This is a genomic window from Paraburkholderia agricolaris (assembly GCF_009455635.1).
Lineage (GTDB): Bacteria > Pseudomonadota > Gammaproteobacteria > Burkholderiales > Burkholderiaceae > Paraburkholderia > Paraburkholderia agricolaris.
On the sequence record NZ_QPER01000002.1, the window covers coordinates 1,468,349 to 1,485,512 of the forward strand.

Here is a 17,164-nt window from a genome sequence, read left to right on the forward strand (position 1 = left end):
AGCGGAACTATACTTGGCGACCAGTTGATTTTCCTGTTATTCGAAACGGAGAAGACGGTCATGCAAGAAAGTACGTTGCTGATTTTTGCCGCTGTAGCCTTTATAGGTATCGTAACGCCCGGACCGACGGTTCTGCTGGCGTTGACCAATGGCTCCCGCTATGGTCTTCGCCGCGCCGCGTATGGGTTCATCGGGGCGGTCGCGTCTGATTTCGTATTGATTTTCGCAGTGGCGCTTGGCCTTGGTGCGCTGCTGGCAGCGTCGGCGTTCTGGTTTAACGTCGTCAAATGGGTGGGCGTGGCTTACCTCGCGTACATTGGCGTCCGGATGTTGATGTCAAAAGGCTCACTGAGCGTCGCGAGCATGTCTGGCGAAGCAGGCCGTGACAGTAACGCCGCCATTTTCCTCAAGAGTTTCTTTACCGCGGTCACCAATCCGAAGGGGTATCTGTTCTTCTCCGCATTTCTGCCCCAGTTTATCGCGCCGTCCGCACCGCTTGCGCCGCAGTACGTGGCACTCGCCATAACCTTCGCGATGCTGGATTGCTCGATCATGTTCGGCTATGCGCTGCTCGGCGCACGAGCAATTCGGCTGCTGAAGGAGTCTGGCGCGCTATGGCTCGAGCGGACTTGCGGCGCTGTGTTGGTCGCGCTCGCGGGGTCTTTGGCTCTATACCGGCGTCACACCGCCTAGCAGGTTCTCCCCGGCGGCAGGCCGTGAAATCGGGTGTTTGAATGGCCGTTCCGGGCTGGACGCTGCCGGCTATGGCCATGGCGAGGTTGAAGCCGCACACGTCAATTTGCATGAGACAGCACGTGGCAAGTTCTTTTGCGAAAGGTCGAGGTAGTGGATAACGATCAGTTGCAGTTTTTAGCGGGAATTATCGGCTCTGCCGTGTCTCTTTTAGCGGCCATTCCGTATGGCTATGCGATCTATAGGCGAACCACTCGCCCTCATCTGTTTAGCTGGTTAATCTGGTCGGTCGTGACCGCGATCGCTGCCGCTGGTCGATTTGTTGCGGGTGCGGGTCCTTCAGCATGGTGCACGGCGGCGATCGCGATCACATGCTTTCTCACGCTCGTGGCCAGCATTTTCAGAGGCGAGAGAAGCAGGGCAAAGTCGGATTGGTTATTCCTGGGTATCGCGTTGTCAGCGATCCCGATCTGGGTGCTTACGAAGAACCCTACGATATCAGTCTGTCTTGTGACGCTCATTGAACTTGCGGGTCTTGGTCCGACCGTCCGAAAGACTGTTCACGATCCCTGGAGTGAGAATCTCACTTATTTTGCGTTGTGTGTTCTCAAATATTTTCTGGCCGTGCTGGCGCTCGGAACGTGGAGCGTGGCCGTTGCATTTTATCCAACGGTCAACATTGTGGCGTCGGTTGGTGTTTGTATCCTGATCATTGTTCGGCGCAAGCTGCTTCCCAAAACAGAGCTTCGATAATCGATGCATTCCCGGACGCGACGTCTTCAGCTGCTCGACTGGTTATCCTCATTTTTTTCATGGTAGATGCTTCGGGCATACTCCAGCGCTTCGGCGAGGACTGCGATCTCTTCTCGCGTTTCACGAAGACTCTCACGAAGCTGGATAATCTGTTGAATAGCTTCGGATAGGTTCGCGAATTCGATGCAGTCATTGTCCTGCGGCGTACCGGGTTCATTCGGTTCTGAACGGTATGCGTACCAGCCGGCAAGGGTGCTGAGACCTGGAGGCGAGTCCGTGATTTCTTTGGACCGGTATCTCTCGCGAACAGCATGTCTGGTGCGAGACGTGGCAAACGGCGTTGGAGACGCGGCAAACAGCATTGATCTACTCCGGAAAGAGCGGCGGGTTAATCACGCGGCCGCTACAGGCACGCGAGGTGGCAAGGTATTTATCGCGCGGTGTTCGCCCGAATATCCGTCCTACTCACGCGCCCAATGCAATAAAACATGCGATCTACGTTTGGGCAATAGCGTCTGGCGACTTGATTGCAGTGGGAGTCGGATCCAGGCAGCATCGTTGTTCTCACTTGAATCGATACAGGTAGCCTAGTCTGGCTGCGGGAATGAAACGTTTCCCAACGAGCGGACTATCGGAAATTCCGCTACCGAGATGGGTTACCTGTAGATCAAGACTAACTGACTGATGTCGCGTTATCCGATAGCCGATCTTCGTCCCGATTGTGGCGTTTACAGTGGACTTCCCGTCATAGGCAGGCCGTCCCACCAGCGCCTCCGATGGCGTCACGCCATAGAAGTAGCTGACGTATTTGTCGTCGAGCCACCTGGCGTCGGCATGAGGTTCAATGGTCCAGCTCCCCAATTCGAAGGCCTTTCTGAATTCAACGGTGGCTTGTTGTCCCTTGTTTCCACCGATCAGGTAGTTGGCCGTCAACGTGCCGAATCCGGAATGCCACCCGATTGCCGGGCCATACCAGAACGTGGCACCGTCCCGATTCGACATACCGTTCAGGATCGGTGCGTCGGATGCCTTATATCCCTCCAGAATTCCCACCCTGCCACGTAAGGCCAGGGTCACGCCATTCCATTGACCGACTTTTAGATCGAGGGTCGTCGCGAAGGCACTTATCCATTTGTTATCGAAATAGAAAAGCGGGATCGGCAGGACCCTCATGCTGTCGCCTCTGTATGGCGATGGTTCAATACCCACGCCGCCACCGAGTCCCCAGTGAGTAACGTTGGCGGCATTGCTCAGGATGGTCAAGCTGGAGTTCTCCGGGTTGTTGACGTTTTGCGCTCTGGCGATACCGGAACTCAGGAAAAACGATGCCACAGCCAGCAGCACCCCATATTCTCGCGGGCGGTCTCTCCTGGTTGGCTGAAACAGCACGACATCGCCGCGGTCATTACCGAAGAAGACCCACCGATGCTTTCTTTGTCGCGCTCCTGTCAGAGCTGAAACATTGCAGGCGCTGAGAATGAATGCTTTGACGCGAAGCCCGGATTTCGGTGAGATTGCCATTCAAAACCTCCAGTTGGGGACTTCAAGACTACGCAGGAGATTCAACGGCATGATGTGCGTTATGTTTCAGCGTCGATACAATGTGTCTGCACTGAAATATTGGGGGCACGCAACTGACATCAATCGTGGCGCGCTGCGAGTTAGCATAGGGAATGACTTACATGCCGCACATACTGGTGGTTGACGACGAAGAGGACATCAGGTCCTTGCTGACGGCTTTTTTTCGTAAACATGGCCATGACGTGAGTGTTGCGATCGACGGACAAAGTCTGTTTGCTGCACTTGATGTCCAGCAGATCGATATCGTCATTCTGGACATCATGCTGCCGGGCGAGGATGGGTTCAGCTTATGCCGGCGGATACGCGCCACATCGAAGGTACCGGTCATCATGCTCACAGCGGTAGCCGATCATGTCGATCGTGTAGTGGGGCTCGAAATGGGCGCCGACGATTACCTGGTAAAGCCATTCGACGCAAGGGAGTTGCTCGCACGGGTCAAAGCCGTGCTGCGAAGGACGATACAAACCGAGGCAGCCATGCCGGGCACAAGTACGAGACCGGTACTTTCGTTTGGCGGCTGGTGTCTGGATATCGCCCGAAGGGAACTGCGGTCTGCGGACAACACGCTGATTATCCTCTCCAGTAGCGAATTCGACCTTCTGCTCGCGTTTGCGGAGCACCCTCAACGGGTACTGACGCGTGACCAGCTCCTCGACCTCGCGCGTGGGTCGTCACGTGAGGTCTACGATCGAAGCATCGACGTACAGGTTGGCCGTCTTCGCCGAAAACTCGATATCGATATGGAGACGCCTTCCGTCATCCGCACTGTTCGGGGCGGTGGCTACATGTTTACTCCATCAGTTCGACGGGGATGAAGATCAGACTGCGGCCACCGGATACGATCGCGTGGCGGATCGCCATGACGGTTGGCGCGGCAATCATAGGGGTACTGATTCTGAGCGCAATCCTTAGCCAGTTCACCGGGCCGACGGCTCGCGAGGTGGCTGGACTGGACCGGGCCGACGATACTGTCCGCATGATAGACGCCGCTTCAGCGATCGATCGCCCGCGACTGGCTGGTGCTGTCGATATTTTTTCCAATAAGGCCGAATGGTATCCCGCCACCTCGCCGACCTCCAGGCTCCTCGCTGCGGCCAAGCCGCGTGACGCGTCTCCACACCTGGCAAAGTGGTTCTGGATAGATGGGCGCCAACTCCGAAGCGTATTGTTCGATTTGAATGATCCGCTATCCGATGCTGTGCGATTCGATCGGAGTAAACATCCCGATGCTTTTTTTCTTGCGGTTCAACTCCGCGATAGCAGCTGGCTTGTTTTTATAGGCATGCACCGCGACTGGGAGGGGCCGCAACCTACCCAGATAGTTATAGCACTAGGATTTGTTGCACTGTCGATTCTCGCGGCATCCGTGCTTGCCACCTATTTTCTCTCGAAGCCAATCAGGCGGTTCGCGGAGGAGCTTCGGCGGATCGGTGGCGATCCGCGTGCCGGCCCTGTCCACGAAACCGGGCCGAGAGAATTGCGCGCGGCAATTGCGGCGTTCAATGCATTGCAGGCGCAACTCCGGACGTTCGTGGAGGACCGGACTGTGATGCTCGCGGCCATGTCTCACGACCTGCGTACGCCCTTAACAAAGATCCGCCTTCGGGGAGAGTTCATCGAAGACGAAGATCAGCGAGCGCGCCTCTTCCGGGACGTCGACGACTTGCAAGCCATGGCAGATTCCGCGTTGTCCTTCTTCAGGGACGACTACAAGGACGAGGAGGCAACGGTTTTTGACCTCGCGGGACTTCTGCGCACCATTGCGGATGATTGCGGCGACCACGGAAAGCCTGTCGTCTATATGGGTCCCAATCGCTTCGCGTTCAGTGGGCGTCCATTCGCCTTCAGGCGTGCCTGCATGAACCTGGTCGACAATGCCTTGAAATATGGATATTGCGCACAACTGGAACTCAACTGCTCCATGGCGGAAATCATTGTCGAAGTTAGCGATGAAGGCCCCGGCATTCCGCCTCATGCACTCAACCAGGTATTCACCCCCTTTTTCCGCCTTGAACAGTCGCGAAATCGTGCCACTGGGGGGATGGGATTGGGGCTCACATCAGCGCGGGCTGTCATTCAGGCTCATGGTGGCGATATCACGCTTCGTAACCGCGAGGGCGGGGGATTGGTGGCAAGGATTGCGATGCCCATGGTGTCTTGATTGACAAGGCGTTGTTGTGTCTTGCGAGCCGAATCGAGGCTCGCGACGCTGGCCTTGCCGGCAGTGACGGCGTGCATCGGTGGGGTGCCCGGATTATCATTGTTGGTCCATTGATCGAAACAAATATCTCATCATCCCCAGTTGATTTGGCGTCATTCCTTGACGTTCATGGCACGAGATGTAATTCGGCTGAAAGGCATTTTCGCTAATAACACATTGAAATTATGCGATTTTATCGATGTTGTGTATGGAAAATATCTGAAGCCGAGCGTTTAAAAGTGCAGATTCCCAAATGGGATGAGACGGCAGCATCTCCGCATTAAGTTCTATTCAATGGAACTTTTTGAGCTGCTGTGATAGAGTCGCATCACGTATGCGAACGGTCGACGGGATCGTTTCTCTCTCACACTGCGGAGAAATCAGTAATGAATGTACCGGAACAACGCGAGCCGCTATCGGGAGTGTTTCCCGTGCTGCCCACGCCTTTCGGGGAGGATGGCAAGCCCGATGTTGCAAGTCTTCGCAGGCTGGTGCGGTACCTGATCGCAGTGGGCGTGGATGGGATCACTTATCCCGGCGTCGCGAGCGAATTTGGCCAGTTGACCGCGCAGGAGCGGCTGACGCTTGCGGGGATCGTGCTCGATGAAATCGGCGGCCGGGTCCCCCTGGTTGCGGGGGTGTCAACTACCGATCTCGAACTGCTCGTCCAGCTCGCGCAGGCTGCTGTCGATGCCGGCGCAGCGGCGTTGATGATCGCGGTTCCGCCAGATCGCAAGACGGCACACGCGCAGATCGAATTCTTCAGCGCGATTACGCAAGCCCTGCCTCACACGCCTATCGTCTTGCAGAATGTTCCTGCGCCGGTGGGGGCCGGGCTCGATCCGGCTGTGCTGATCGAGATTCTGAACGCGGTGCCGGATATCAGGTACGTCAAGGAAGAGACGTTGCCGAGCGGACAGCGCCTGTCTATCGTCATTCGCGATGCGCCAGGGACGATGCTCGGCGTGTTTGGCGGCGCGGGCGGCCGGTACATTACCGACGAACTCCGGCGCGGCGCATGCGGCACGATGCCGGCGATCGAGCTTGCCGAGATTCACGTCGCGCTGTTCAACGCACATCGGGCGGGGCAGGCGGATCGGGTGCGGGAACTGTTTACTCGCATGCTGCCGATACTGAATGTACAGGCCGTGTTCCGCTGGTCGTTGACGAAATATGTGCTACACCGGCGCGGACTGATTCAATGCAGGCTGCAGCGCGCGGCGGGCCCGCTGCTGGACGAGGTGGATGCAGCAGACGTCGATGGTTTCCTGCGCGACATCGAAGATCTTCTTGTTCCCATGCAGGTGCTCTCCGCTGTCGGGGCCGGTATTCATGGCACGGTCTAGCTCAAGGCAGGTTCACAATATGAATCACTCACTCAGGATCACATCGGTCGAGACGTTCATCATATCGATTCCTCGCGAAGTACCGTATCTCGGCGGAGTTGGTAAAGACGAGCAGGTGAATAGCCGCGGCTATCTGATCCGAAAGGGCAACAAGACAATCTATCCGACAACTGACATGTCGGTGCTGATCAAGGTCACCGCCGAAAACGGTACGATCGGCTGGGGCGAAACGTACGGCATTGTCGCGCCGGAAGCGGTGACCGCGATCATCGACGATGTGCTTGGACCCGCAGTGACGGGCCGTGATCCGCGCGACGCGGTCGTGATCCAGGAAGACCTGTACGACATGATGCGCGTGCGCGGATTCTTTGGCGGCTACTATGTCGACGCGATCGCGGGTGTCGACATCGCGATCTGGGATCTGTTCGGCAAGCTGGTCGGTCAACCTGTAGTCAAACTCATCGGCGGACAGCGCCATACGTCGATACCTGCCTACGTTTCCGGACTCCCCGGCAAGTCTCTCGACGAACGTGTCGCTTTGGCCCGATCGTTCGTGAAGAAAGGCTTCAGCTCGTTCAAGTATCACTCTGCGGTATCGTCCGACGGGATCGTCGAAGAGATGCGTGCATTGCGTGAAGGGCTCGGCGACAGTGTCGAGCTGATGGTCGATCTGCACTGGAAGTTCACGGCTCAGGAAGCCATTCAGCTGGTTGACCGGCTGACGCCGTATCGCCCGTATTTCGTCGAAGCCCCATGCCAACCCGAAGATATCGAGGGCCAGGCCCACGTGGGCAGCCACATCCGGGTGCCACTCGCTCTGGGAGAGGAGTGGCGAACTGTCTACGAGTACCGTCCGCGTCTCGAGAAGCGGGCGATGTCGATTGTCCAGCCGGAGATGGGACACATCGGCATCAGCCAGTTTATGCAGATTGCGCGCATGGCGAACGCGTTCCATGTGAAAGTGATTCCACATGCGAGCATTGGGATCGGTATTTTTCAGGCGGCGAGTCTGCATGCGGCCGCAGCGCTCCCGAACGTACCGATGCACGAATATCAGCATACCGTTTTCGATCGCAATCTCCAGTACCTCGAAACGACCATGTGTTGCGAGGACGGTGCGTTCCGGCTACCGGATGGTCCGGGGCTCGGCGTTGAGCCGCGTGACGGGCTGTGGCAGTTCGTCCAGAAGAAAGCGGTCATCTAGCTGTTAGAGCTACCCGGCAGAAGCGCATTTTCGCTACTGCGGTTCACATTGAGTTTTCTAACTAATAATAAGGATTACAAATTATGAACCAACCGTTTATCAGCCTGGATTGGGGGACATCGAATCTGCGAGCAACGCTCGTGTCTGCGCAAGGCTGGATAGTCGGATCAAGAAGTGCCGAAGGCGGCGTGATGGCGGTGAAAGACGGACAGTTTCTACAGTCATTCAACTCGCTATGCAGTGACTGGATTGCTGATCATGGCTGCCCGATAATCGCGAGCGGCATGATCGGTAGCCGGCAAGGCTGGGTCGAGGCGCCGTACGTGGATTGCCCGGCTACGCCGGCGAGCGTCGCCCGCTCGCTCACGTCGTTCCCACTGTCCGACAGGGTCACGATGCACATTATTCCCGGATTGCGCTGCGGCGCGGGAACCCGGATGTACGACGTGATGCGCGGTGAGGAGACGCAAATATGGGGCGCCGATGTAGGCCCGGACACCATTTGCGTTCTTCCCGGTACGCACAGCAAATGGGCGCTTGTTGGCGAGCAATCCCGCATCAGGAAGTTCGCCACCTATATGACCGGTGAGTTGTATGGCCTGTTGACGAAACACGGCATCCTGGGCCGGTTGATGCAGTTCGGAGCCAGCGATCACGAGGCTTTCGTGGCTGGCGCACAACTGGGACTGGACGACCAGTCACAGGCTACGCACGTGATCTTCGCGGCGCGTACTGCTGGTTTGATGGACGAAGTGCCGCCGGCTGGATTGCCGGACTATCTGTCGGGGATTCTTATCGGTCTGGAAGTGAAGAGTGCGAGGGAGCGGGAGCGGATCGCAAGTGCTGCAGAAAAACCAGTCACCCTGATCGGAGACGATAGTCTGTGCCAGCGTTACGAGACCGTTTTACGGTTAGCCGGATTCCAGTCGGTCCGTGCCGGGGAAGGCGCCACGGTTCGAGGTCATATCCGGATCGCCACAGAGGCGGGGATTATGGAAAGAGCGTCGGCCTGACTCGTATCGGGAGTGCGCCTGCATCGGATACTCTATGACTTCCGGGGCAGGTAATGCGGTGAGGCAGGCTGCCAGTCTTTGCTGAAACTACTTACGTCAGGTAGCTGCATTTTCCCCTCGAAAGCCACTCGACCACGAGTCGCTCCTGCTGTGATCCTTGTCGTCCGGTATTGCAATACAAAAGTCCCTAAAAAAAACCTGCCACCCGAGGGAGCGGCAGGTTAAAAGATCGAGGGGATGAGTTTCGCCTGAGAGAATCCCCTCGAAAGACTGAAACTGGGTTCCGTTACCGTCCACAATTTCCGTCAGGTGACGCCTTCTCGAATCGTCTGCGTGGAATTCTCCGCACATAGCTGCTACGGGTTGAAGCAGCGGCCTCCGATCAGTTCTCGACCCAGAACTGGATCGTCTGATCCGGTATGCGAATGTCCAGCACGTTGCCTGACTTGATGCCAAGCGTCTTGCCCTGGTATTGGCCGGTGCCGTCGGCTTGCGTCTGGTTACGAGGCATGGAGTCGTAGGCGTAGCCGGTGAAGAGCCGGGCAGAAGGCAGGTTGATGCGATAGCCCATCTCCGAACCGATGCTGTTCGTCACGGCGAACACCAGCTTGCCGGCAGGCGTCTTCCAGGCCATCACGCGGCGCAAAGGATCGACACTGCTTTCCGTGACCTCGTAGCGCACCGAATTCCATGGCATATGGGCAAGGAAGCCGGCGACAGCGTTGTAGTTAGTGGGGATGTAGTCCCAGTAACCCGGTTGGACATTAGGCCACTTCGTATAGTCGGAGTCGGCCGGAACGCGCCACACGCCAAGGCCATATCCCATAGCTACCGTGTCGCGAGACGGTTTCAGCGCGTGTAACCAGAACCAGGTCGGGGAGTTCTCGAACGTCATCCAGTTCATGATCGAGTTAGCGGTGTTGATGAGCCGCGCGCTGCTGGTTTGCCCGTCGAGGTACTCGAATTCATTATTGAACACGGCCTTTCCCGACGCACTGCCCGTGAACATCGGATTGTTGATCAACTCGGAGGAGTTGGTGCCGATGCGATGCCACGTCCATGCGTCGACATAGGACAGGGTGGATGGGTCCGAGGCAATCGGTCCCGGTCCAGTCCGGCTGCTGACGAGTTCGTCCTGCCCATCGAGGCTATTGACGTGGATAAGCGTGTTTGGAAACGCGGCTCTTACCTTGGGTGCGACCACCTTGAAGGTCTGGTAATACTCCTGGTCGGAATAGGTGCACGATGAATAGGGGGTGGAATAGATGGGTTCGTTCTGCAGTCCCCACATGACGACCGGGATGCCTGCGTTCTTGAGTTGATTGAGTTCGGCCACGACGTTGTCACCAAACTGACCTAGAAATCCGGCGTCGAATTGCTTCAGCTTGCCGCCGTTAATGTAGTTGTTGTTCGTTTTCCAGCCTGGCGCGGGCGACCAGTATTCCGCAGCCACACCTTCCATTCCGGATTGATTGATCAGCTCGGCGAGGTCGGCGTTCTGGCTCGCATAGCGAGGGCCGATCGTCTTCTGGTCGGCGGACAGCCCGCGGTAAAACAGACCCATTGCCAGACGCGCGTATCGAAAGCCACTGAGCATGTCTTTGTACAAGCGCACGCGTTCCGAGGCAATCAGATCATGTGGGATACCTTCCACTTGCGGCGGCAGGCCGTTGTTACCCGATCCGATGCTGTCGGTTTGCAGTTCAACGCCCAGCCCAAGGATCGTCTGTTTGGCATTATTAGTAATGCTGAACACTGAAGCGGGCGCGAATTTCACTGCGTCCGCAATCACATAGCCTTGGCCGCCCTGGTTGGTCAGCGTGACGAAGCCAGTGGTGCCTGCGGCGAAGTCCAGGGTGTCGAGCAGCAACCACTGCCCACCTGCTACCTGCTCATTTACCGAGTAGGACTTGACGCCGCCCTGGTAGTTGATTTGGAAATTTGCCGCCGTTGTCCGGTCAGATCCGCCGTTGGGCAGGTAGTAGTAGACGTTGTAGCGACCGGCCGACGGCAAGCTGGGACGCCAGACCACGGATGCGCTGGTGCCGCCCGCCGTCGAATACAGGTAGTCAGACCCGTAGTAATTGGGCGCAAAAGACGATGACGTCCAGTTGCCCGTGACGGTTGCGCCGGTGTTGTCGACGATGACATCCGCCTGCGCCACACCGAAGCTGGCCTGAGCTATCCAGAATACCGATATCGTAAGCAGCAACCGCAAGGCGGCGCGCAATGGCGCCGCCCACGTCGTAATACTAGACATATGATGCCTCCTTGTCTGGTTATGTCCAATCTCATTTAATCCGGACAGTGATCTTCAACACACGATCTTCACGCAGATTTTCGATGGGGAATCGAGAAGTCGGTACAGTCCTCAGTTGTCCGAATTTAAAATGATGAGCTGATCGGAGATCGATTGAAATTCGCGTATATCTGAAACGTTCCTGGAATTGCTGGTATTAAAAAATGGCGCCAGATTTCAAGTCGGCAGGCATGAATTCCACATACGAACGCAAGACTTCGATGTGATCTGATGTTTTCCGGAAAATGCAGTAAGGCGGCGCTACTTATCGAGCCGCTTGCCCCGGTTTTAGCAAGCCAGCTTAGCCGTGCTCGTTTCTGAAATCCGGATACTAGAACAGATGCTTAAGCCCCATTTCGTAGCCAAGCTTTCCGAGTGTCTGGCCTGTGGCGGTCCAGCCCTTCGTCGTATAGGTATAGGCACCCGCTTTCGAATCGTATACGGCGTCGGTGTATACGACGGTCTGTTTCGATAGCGAATAGTAATAGCCGAGTGCTGTTTTAGCCTGAATCGTGGTGCCCTCGGACCTTGTGAGCGAGAAGGTGCTTCTGATTCCGCTTGTCGCGCCAAGCGGAATATTTGCACCGACCATCATATTCTTGATGGATTGCTTGAATGTATTGGAGCCGGTCCCAAATCCGGCAGACAGTTTGACAAAATTCAGATCGTACACAGTCCCTATATAAGACCAATGATCATTAGGCAGTGAGGGGTTGAGATACGACGCGCCAATCTGAAACGGCCCATTCTTATATATCAGCGAGGCTGCCAGTGGCCGGTTTGAGTATGTATTGACGCCGTCCTGCACGGCTGTCTGGGCGCGGAAGGTGAGGCCGGCACCGGAGACGTAATAGTTAATCGAATTGTTCGTTCTGACAGTGTCGATTGCGCCCGGAGCACCATTGGCCTGAGAAATGCCGCCTCGCGCCCCATAACCGCCCGCCATCCCGTCTTGCGTAAAGGGGTCGATGCTCGACTCGACATAGTGACTGGGATTCACTTCCCGCCCGACGGTGACCCGTCCGAAACCACCCTCGAGTCCCACGGTCGACCGGCCGCTCCAGAATGACGTGGGGTTGTACTGCGTGCCGTTGTTCGGATTGATCTGCGTTTCGAGCTGGAAAATGGCCTTCAGGCCGTTGCCGAGGTCTTCCGAACCGATAAACCCGAGACGACTGGTTGAGCCGTTACCTTCGGTGACGGTGTTTTTGCCGTCGTATTTGGCTATTGCGACGTCGACCACCCCATAGATGGTCACCATGGACTGGGCATTCGCGACACCTGGCGCCGTGCATAGTGCAAGAAAGCCGAGCAGCGAGACGTTGCGCGTCCGGCGTAAGGCCTTGCGGCCTTTTATTTGCCGCTTCCCCCGTTCTGCGAACGCATCGGACTCTGTGCCTGATGCTTTTGACCACTTTTTCATAAGTCTCCTTGGTTTTCCATTGAATGGAACTTTATGCGTGAGACGAATTCTGCTTGTGGTTGTTTGTTTCAACTAGCGGTACTTTCCCTTACTACTACCGTTCAAAAGATCCGCTGCCGAACTGGTGAGGTGTCTTGGAGCCGGTGGACGGCGCGCTCGCCGTCAGGAGTGGCAAACTCGACGGCCGACGGCGTTTGATATTCGCCGCCTGAGTCAAACGGGTGGAGATCGGAGCAAAGGATCAGTGGCGCAGCAAAGTCGCAGGGAAAACGCGGTGCTGTGCCTGCGTTTTCCTATAGCCTGTGCGGGAAGAGAAAAAGACGTGCTGCGAAGCGGGGCGCGAGAAGGGGGATTTCCGGTTCAGGGCCGGGGCGGCTACGGCGCCGCGCTTGATCTTCTATGTGCGGACGGCTCCCGCTGTGCGCGGGAGCCGAGGGCGCTTATCCGGCGAAGGTTGCTTCAGGAAGGCCGCGAACACCGGGAATTTCCATCGCAAACAGCGATCCCGATAGCGGGGCGCTGGCGAGGGCCTCTTCGCTCAATCGTACGGACGCGCTCGTGACATAAAGCGTTTCAAGACTGCTGCCACCAAAACAGCAGCTTGTCGGGCGCGGCACCGGCATTCGGATGCGTTGCATCTCGCGACCGTCCGGAGCAAAACGCGCAATATGCCAGGCGTCCCACATGGCGACCCAGATGCAGCCGGCGTCGTCGACCGTCAGGCCGTCAGGGCGGCCGTCCGCCGCGTCAAACGTAATGAGTTCGCGCCGGTTGGCAATGGTGCCGGACATCAGATCGAAATCATATTCGTAGATGGTCTTGCGGAACGTGTCGGTGAAGTACATGCGCGTGTCGTCCGGACTCCAGCCAATCCCATTGGGCACCGTGAAACCGCTGTCCATTTTCTTCCACGCGCCGTCCGGATCGACCCTGAACAGGCTGCCGCGATTGCTGGCGGTCGCCATGTCCATCGACGCGACCCACAGACGTCCGCGACGATCGCACTTGCCGTCGTTATAGCGATTGCCGGGGCGTTCGGCTTCCGGATGGCACAGCAATGTCTGCCGTTTGCTCTCCGGGTCCAACGTCATGATTCCGCCTGGTGTTGCAACGAGCAAGCCACCCGTCGCTTTGGGTATCGCCACGCTGGCCATGGCGCCGAGTTTGATCTCGAAGCTGCTGGCGTCGCTCGCGTGAAAGATGTGTACCGACGGCGTGAGAATGTCGACCCAGTAAAGCGCATTGTCCCGCGGCGACCACATTGGGCCCTCGCCAAGCAGTGCCCGGGATTGGCTCACGCAGCGTACATCTACCGTGACAGCCGTTTGCGGCTTGGCATTGGGGGAAATCGACATTGCTTCGCCGGCGGCGGTATGCGAAATACTGCGTGCGGCGCTGATCAGCGTCGTGCTCAGGCTATGGGCGCGCGACAGATCGAGCCGCGTGAAATCGCCGGTGACCGAGACGGCGCCGATGGGCCTGCCTTCGTAGTCAAAAATCGGTGCTGCGACCGAGACCGTTTCGTCGTCGAGCTCACGATCGTTCAGCGCGTAACCGCGTGCTCGAGCGAGATTCAGGTCGCCTCGCAAGGCGGGGATCGAGCACAGTGTGCGCGAGGTAAATGGCTGCAGATCGAGGCTGTCGAGCAGGGTCGACTGGAGCACCGGATCGAGATTCGCCAGGATAGCCTTGCCGGCCGCCGAAGCATGTGCCGGCAGGCGCATGCCGACGCTCGAAACGCGGTTGGCATCGCGTCCCGCCTCTTCGCTGGCTACGACAACAATCTGACTGCCGTTCATGACGGACAACTGGACGCATTCGCCGAGGCTATCTCTGAGGCGCATCAGCGTGTCTTGCGCCGCCAGCCGCAGATCAAAGTCGCTCCACACCTCGTGCGCCAGTTCCAGCAAGCGAAAGCCTAGCTGAAAAGTCTTGTTGTACGTGTCATGCCTCAGGAGTCCTTCCTGAACCAGTGTGCCGAGGATCCGATGCAGTGTGGCCTTTGGAAGCGAGGACGCGCGCAGCAGGTCGGTAAAAGTCATCGGCAACCGCTTGGCGGAAACGATGTTGAGCAGTCCCATGGCTTTCTCGAGCACGCCCAAGCCTGCGGAAGCGGTCACGGTACGAACGTCGTCAGACATATTTTTAATTGCGCTTCCGTTGCTTGGAACCGTAGACGGGGCTTGGACCGGTATCCAGAGGCAAATGGAAGAAAGAAAAGGGGCCCCAATTTTATCAGGTTCCACAGTTAACGGAACAAAACGTCCCGTCGGTTCAATTTTTCCTGCCGACGTTTCATTCATCGAAATTTTTCGGGGCGATCAGACATCCGATCCCGCGCCGGTCACTGCTTGTTCATGAGGTGGGAGCCTTAACAGCGGGCTTATGCCTCCGTGCGAGTTTCAATCGGCGGAAACATCCATGCATCGCCACTAATCGTGTAAACGACGAATTTGCATGCGATCAGTGGCATTTTTTGTGTCGGAATAATGGTTAACGCTGATTAACGACTCAGTTGGCGGTGCTATAGTGCGCAAACAATCTGGTTCCGATGAATGGAACAAACTTGGAGACATGATGGTTACACGTAGACATTTCGTCGGGACAATTGCCGCGGCGACAAGCCTGGCGGCCATGGGGCTTCGTGCGCAGACCCGCAGCATCACTTTCGTAGGCTGGTCGCCGGAAGAAGCCGCGAGCAGGCCGACCATTGCGGCGTTGTTCGATGGATATCGCACTTCCACTGGCAATAAACTGGACGTGATCGGATTTCCCTGGGCGCAAATGCAGCAGAACGTGCTCCTGCGCATGCGTTCGGGACAACCTCTCGATATCGTGCAGTTGGCCGAGCGCTGGCTGCCACAGTTCGGCGCCACAGGAAGACTCGCCGACATGAATCAGGTGTTCGGCAAGGCGCAACTCCAGAAACAGATCAGTCCCGGTGTGCTCGCGCTGGGCGAATACCGGGGCAAGCAACTCGGGTTGCCCTGGACCGCCGGTTCGATCGGCATGGTTGCCAATGCCAAGGTTTTGCATGACGCGGGGGTTAGCGATGTGCCGAAATCCGTCGAGGCTTTTGTCGGGGCGCTCAGGTCTATCAAGAAGGCGAATCCGGAAAGCGTGCCGTATGCAATGTGCAGCAAGAACAACAATACGCTCAGTCCGGATTTTCAGGTCTGGCTCTGGACTTTTGGCGGCCGGCTATTCGACGAAAAGGGTAAGGTCGCGGTGAATAGCCCTGCATCGGTTCGCGCGTTGACCTTCATGTCCGACTTGATCAAGGAAGGTCTGGCCGCCAAGGATATCGACCGGCCAGACGCGCGGCGCATGTTCGCCCAGCATCAATCGGGGTTCTATAACGACGCGCCGCTCGCGCGTGGTTTTGCTCGCAGCAACTCGGGGCAAGGCGACAAGTTTGATTCGTTCGTCATTGCCATGCCAACGCCTGTGATGCGCGCAGCCGATACGCCGCGCTCGCTGGCGTGGGGGCATCTGCTGACTATATTCGGCGACGGCAAGACCCCCATCGACGCGCAGTCGGCACAAGCGAAACTGCTGGCTTATCTGGTGCTCAACGACGACGCCCAACTGCATTACTACCGGGACATCGGTCTGTTCCCGGTGACGAACAGCGCACTGGCCAAGCTGGCATCCGATCCCTATGTGTCGACCTGGTCGAAATCCGCGCGCACCGCCCTGAAAGATGAGACCTCGTACTGGGGGAACGCCGCAGAACTGACAACGATCGTTGGCGAAGAAGTGCAGGCCGCGCTTCTTGCCCAGAAATCGCCCGCCGCGGCTATCGAAAGCATGGCAAAGCGGCTCGAGGCCGGAACTGCCGGAACGATGAGGCTTTGATTCATGATGTCAACACGCATTGCTGTCGACTTGCCTGAACAAATGAAACAGAACGGATCGTCACTGAAACAACGGGAGCGCAGGATCGGCGTGATGCTCCTGGTCCCCGCGATGATCGCGTTTGTCGCGATCATTCTGATTCCGTTTTTGCAGTCCCTGCGACTTTCGCTTTTCAGCTACACGCTCCAGATGTCCGAACCCGAGTTCGTTGGGCTGGACAACTTCGTCAAGTTGCTTAGTGATCCAAAGATGGCGATGGTATGGCTGAACACGCTGATCTTCGTCGTGACCGCCACCGCTGCGACGTTTGTCATCGCGCTGGCATGGGCGCTCATGATGAACCAGACGTTCAAGGGACGTGCTTTTGTACGGGCGGTATCGCTGTTGCCGTGGGTGCTGCCGTCAACCGTGACGGCATTTCTCGCAGCCTGGATCTTCAACGGACAGTATGGCGTACTCAATGCCATTCTCCTCGAACTCGGCCTGATTTCCGAGCCTGTGACGTGGCTGGCCGAGCGCAATGGTGCTTTGGCATGCGTGATCATTACCAAAGTATGGCTTTCCGTACCTTTGTTCATGGCTTTCTTTCTTGCCGGTCTGCAAGGGGTTTCGCAAGATCAGGTGGACGCCGCCCGGGTTGATGGATGCGAGAACTTCGGCGTGCTCCGGCACGTCGTTCTGCCGCACCTCGCGCCGACCATGATCATCGTGACAATCCTTGGCGCGATGGGCAATCTCCAGGCTTTCGACGTGATCTATGCCCTCACGCAAGGGGGCCTGTCGGTGCTACCACG

At 57.2% G+C, this 17,164-nt stretch carries 13 protein-coding genes and 1 pseudogene; 9 read left to right on the forward strand and 5 right to left on the reverse strand.

Features of this window, described 5'->3' with window-relative positions; translation table 11 throughout:
• The first annotated feature begins 60 nt into the window (after nt 1-60).
• Together GH665_RS27975 and GH665_RS27980 are read left to right on the forward strand one after the other, a co-directional pair.
• Nucleotides 61-693, forward strand: coding sequence for a LysE family translocator (locus GH665_RS27975; RefSeq protein ID WP_153140476.1), 633 nt, complete (start codon nt 61-63; stop codon nt 691-693).
• Between the two features lie 153 nt (nt 694-846).
• Nucleotides 847-1,446, forward strand: a complete 600-nt coding sequence (locus tag GH665_RS27980) for a hypothetical protein (protein ID WP_153140477.1) — start codon at nt 847-849, stop codon at nt 1,444-1,446.
• 26 nt (nt 1,447-1,472) lie between these two features.
• Here GH665_RS27980 and GH665_RS27985 read toward each other — a convergent pair whose 3' ends face one another.
• Together GH665_RS27985 and GH665_RS27990 are read right to left on the reverse strand one after the other, a co-directional pair.
• Nucleotides 1,473-1,808, reverse strand: coding sequence for a hypothetical protein (locus GH665_RS27985; RefSeq protein ID WP_153140478.1), 336 nt, complete (start codon nt 1,806-1,808; stop codon nt 1,473-1,475).
• Between the two features lie 202 nt (nt 1,809-2,010).
• The gene (locus GH665_RS27990) at nt 2,011-2,967 is read right to left on the reverse strand and encodes a MipA/OmpV family protein (protein ID WP_153140479.1); all 957 of its coding nucleotides are present in this window, start codon (nt 2,965-2,967) and stop codon (nt 2,011-2,013) included.
• Between the two features lie 161 nt (nt 2,968-3,128).
• Between GH665_RS27990 and GH665_RS27995 the strand changes: the two genes are divergently transcribed.
• From GH665_RS27995 to GH665_RS28015, 5 genes are all read left to right on the forward strand, one after another.
• Nucleotides 3,129-3,842, forward strand: a complete 714-nt coding sequence (locus GH665_RS27995) for a response regulator (RefSeq protein WP_167531014.1) — start codon at nt 3,129-3,131, stop codon at nt 3,840-3,842.
• The gene (locus GH665_RS28000) at nt 3,839-5,188 is read left to right on the forward strand and encodes a HAMP domain-containing sensor histidine kinase (RefSeq protein ID WP_153140481.1); all 1,350 of its coding nucleotides are present in this window, start codon (nt 3,839-3,841) and stop codon (nt 5,186-5,188) included. The genes GH665_RS27995 and GH665_RS28000 overlap by 4 nt, the downstream gene beginning before the upstream one ends.
• A gap of 425 nt (nt 5,189-5,613) precedes the next feature.
• Nucleotides 5,614-6,573 carry a dihydrodipicolinate synthase family protein gene (locus GH665_RS28005; RefSeq protein WP_153140482.1) on the forward strand — a complete coding sequence of 320 codons (960 nt, stop codon included), beginning with the start codon at nt 5,614-5,616 and terminating at the stop codon, nt 6,571-6,573.
• 19 nt (nt 6,574-6,592) lie between these two features.
• Nucleotides 6,593-7,777 (forward strand): mandelate racemase/muconate lactonizing enzyme family protein, encoded by a 1,185-nt coding sequence (locus GH665_RS28010; RefSeq protein WP_153140483.1) that lies wholly within the window; start codon nt 6,593-6,595, stop codon nt 7,775-7,777.
• 83 nt (nt 7,778-7,860) lie between these two features.
• On the forward strand, nt 7,861-8,790 hold the full coding sequence (locus tag GH665_RS28015) for a 2-dehydro-3-deoxygalactonokinase (protein WP_153140484.1): 930 nt from the start codon (nt 7,861-7,863) through the stop codon (nt 8,788-8,790).
• A gap of 382 nt (nt 8,791-9,172) precedes the next feature.
• Here the strand turns inward: GH665_RS28015 and GH665_RS28020 are convergent, their stop codons facing one another.
• The 3 genes from GH665_RS28020 to GH665_RS28035 form a co-directional block, all read right to left on the reverse strand.
• Nucleotides 9,173-11,020: a golvesin C-terminal-like domain-containing protein gene (locus GH665_RS28020; RefSeq protein ID WP_167531015.1), complete on the reverse strand. Its 1,848-nt coding sequence runs from the start codon at nt 11,018-11,020 to the stop codon at nt 9,173-9,175.
• Nucleotides 11,021-11,420: 400 nt separating this feature from the next.
• Entirely contained in the window at nt 11,421-12,512 is a 1,092-nt protein-coding gene (locus tag GH665_RS28030) for a porin (protein WP_153140487.1), read from the reverse strand.
• Nucleotides 12,513-12,952: 440 nt separating this feature from the next.
• The gene (locus GH665_RS28035) at nt 12,953-14,815 is read right to left on the reverse strand and encodes an SMP-30/gluconolactonase/LRE family protein (RefSeq protein WP_246216386.1); all 1,863 of its coding nucleotides are present in this window, start codon (nt 14,813-14,815) and stop codon (nt 12,953-12,955) included.
• Nucleotides 14,816-15,089: 274 nt separating this feature from the next.
• Between GH665_RS28035 and GH665_RS28040 the strand changes: the two genes are divergently transcribed.
• Complete coding sequence (locus tag GH665_RS28040) at nt 15,090-16,370, forward strand: extracellular solute-binding protein (protein ID WP_167531016.1); 1,281 nt, start codon at nt 15,090-15,092, stop codon at nt 16,368-16,370.
• A 336-nt stretch (nt 16,371-16,706) separates the two neighbouring features.
• Nucleotides 16,707-17,093: pseudogene (locus GH665_RS39705) on the forward strand (carbohydrate ABC transporter permease); the annotation flags it as partial.
• Nucleotides 17,094-17,164 lie beyond the last annotated feature (71 nt).